Below are 2,469 nucleotides of genomic sequence, written 5' to 3' on the forward strand. Positions count from 1 at the left end.
AGGCTACATCAACTCGCTCCGGCAGCGGATGGGTTTCCGCTCCCCGCCAACGGATGGCCCAAAGAGGGCGCTGGGGCTTCGCGTTTGTGATCCCCACTGCTGACCCGTTCGCCAAAGTGTTGCCCAAAGCGTTGCCCAGCGATAACCCATCAGTGTCGTAACTGGAGGTTTTGACAGCTGAGTCGCTCCTGCCCGGACAAGAGGACTCCGTCCGAGTAGCACGTAACCCATGGGAGCGTTGCGTAGGGAGAGCAGGATCCCGGAGCAGCAGCTTCAGGTGGCCGGGAACTGGGCCAAATCGCTGCTGTTGCAGAACCTGCAGGTTGCGGCTGTAGAAGACCGGCTCAGGGTTGCCGATACCACAGGGCTGCAGATGCTGCAGCTCTCGATAGAGGTCAAGGGTGAGATCTGACAGCGACACTTCGGCATCGATTTGCACCAGCGGCTGGATCTGCTCCGGCTGCAACTGCTGTTGGGCAAACTGCCGCAATCGTTCTTCAAAAAAAGGCCAGTCTTCTGCTCTCAGGCTAAATCCCCCGGCAGCGGGGTGGCCGCCGTGCTTGGTGAACAGATCCTTGCAAAACTCCAACGCTTGAAACACGTCAAACTCGGGGATCCCCTGCCGCGCCGAGCCACTGATCTCCCCTTGCCGCGACTGGCTGCCGATGAACACCGGACAGCCAAAACGCTCTGCCAACCGCGAGGCCACAATGCCGATCACCCCTTTATGCCATTTCTGCTGAGGGGATCCCAAAATTGTTAACACCCGCTCCTGTTGCAGATCTCGGCCTTGCTGGGCAATTTGCTCGAGGGCTTCTGCCTCGATGCGCCCGCACATCTGCTGCCGCACCTGGTTGAGCCGTTCGCAGCGGCGGGCCAGCTTCTCTGCCTGCTGGGGATCGTCGGTGGTCAGCAACTGGATCCCCATTCTCGCCCGGCCAATTCGCCCAACGGCATTGATGCGGGGCCCCAGGCCAAACCCAATCCACTCAGGCCGCAGCCCCTCCAGGGATCCCTGCATGCCCATCACCTGCAGAAGGGCGCGGATCCCTGCCACCTGGGAGGTGGGCAAGAGGTGCAGCCCCTGCCGCACCCAAAGGCGGTTAACCCCCGTCAGCGGCGCCAGATCGGCAATGGTGCCCACAGTAAACAGTTCCAGGGCCACCCGCTGCAGATGGCCATCACCACGGCGCTCGGCCAGCGCTTGGGCCAGGAGGTAGGCAACTCCCACCCCGGCCATCCCCCGATAGGGAGAAGAAACGGGGAGCTGCTTGGGATTGAGGATGGCATCGGCAGGGGGCAACTGGGGCGGCAAATCGTGGTGATCCGTCACGATTACCGTCAAGCCCAGAGCTTTGGCCAGTTGGATGGGCTCGTGGGCGGAGATGCCGTTGTCCACGGTGAGAATGAGGCGCACCCCCTCTCGGTGAAGCTCTTGCACCATGCGGCTGTTGAGGCCATAGCCCTCCGTCATGCGGCTGGGGATGCGGTAATGCACTGGAGCGTCCCGCAAAGCCCGCAGCAGCAGGGCCGTGCTGGTCATGCCGTCGGCATCGTAGTCGCCGCAAATGGCGATGGGCTCTTGTCGGCGAATCGCCCCGTCCAGCAAGTCCACCGCCAGGGGCAAATCGGCAAAATCCTGACTGGGTGGAGGCAGGTGGGCGGGATCCGGCTGCAGGTACTGCTGCACGGCAGCAGGGCTGGAGAGCCCGCGATTGAGTAAGATCTGAGCCAATATGGGCGAGATCCCCACTGCCTCGGCCAAGCTCTGGGCAGTCAACTTGTCCACAGGATGAAACAGCCAGCGTTGAGCAGGGATCCCGGCCATAGGGAAGGGTGGGGCTTGGATGGGGATAGAGGGTAGGCAGTGCTACAGTTGGCCTATAGGGTATCCTTTTGACGTTAGCTCAAAACGCTCCTCTGAATCTTTCCTGCCGCCGATGTATTCTCTGCTGCTTACCTATGGTCTTAACCCGCTGACAGGCTTAAAGCTGTTGGTCAAGTCCTCTGAGCAGACCTCTCTGTGGACACTGGCCCAGCAGCTTTGGGGCCGCCCCGGATCTCGGCGACGCAGGCCGCGCCTACAAATCTCGTTAGGCCGCTTGGTGCCAGAGCAAACCGAGCACTTGTCCAAGTTGGAAGTGCTGCTGCGTCTGCGGTTTTTCATTGCCCTCGAAGCGGAAACTCCAGAGAGTGCTGCCCACCACTGTCGCGAACGGTTCTTGCTTCCTTCCGGCCAGGGATCTGCCATTCAGCTTGCCCGCTACACAGAGGGCTCGCAGCAGTACAAGACGGAGATCATCCGCTTTGCCCTGGGGGGATCCCGCACCCTTGTGGCGAGGACTCCATCCCGCCGCCGTCGCCTCTGAAACAAACTCCCCGACAAGCCATAGCGATAGAGTCTTGCCAGCCTATCTATACTGGAGATGCACTAGATCTGTGTTTCTCCCGTGAACCCAACTGGGCTGC

2 protein-coding genes are annotated in these 2,469 nt (G+C 61.1%); one reads left to right on the forward strand and one right to left on the reverse strand.

Annotation, left to right across the window (positions count from 1 at the left end):
* On the reverse strand, window positions 1-1,828 hold a 1,828-nt coding region (recJ, locus tag NW820_RS02180), incomplete at its 3' end, for a single-stranded-DNA-specific exonuclease RecJ (protein WP_414406570.1).
* A 112-nt stretch (window positions 1,829-1,940) separates the two neighbouring features.
* On the opposite strand from recJ, the gene NW820_RS02185 reads away from it, so the two are divergent.
* Window positions 1,941-2,369 carry a hypothetical protein gene (locus NW820_RS02185; protein ID WP_414331038.1) on the forward strand — a complete coding sequence of 143 codons (429 nt, stop codon included), beginning with the start codon at window positions 1,941-1,943 and terminating at the stop codon, window positions 2,367-2,369.
* Window positions 2,370-2,469 lie beyond the last annotated feature (100 nt).

This window comes from Synechococcus sp. R55.7, from assembly GCF_047461955.1.
In the GTDB taxonomy this organism is placed as follows: Bacteria; Cyanobacteriota; Cyanobacteriia; order Thermostichales; family Thermostichaceae; genus Thermostichus.

What these genes read in the sequence shown, in the direction of transcription:
- NW820_RS02185 (WP_414331038.1), top strand. Translation starts at nt 1,941, where the DNA reads ATGTATTCTCTGCTGCTTACCTATGGTCTTAACCCGCTGACAGGCTTA.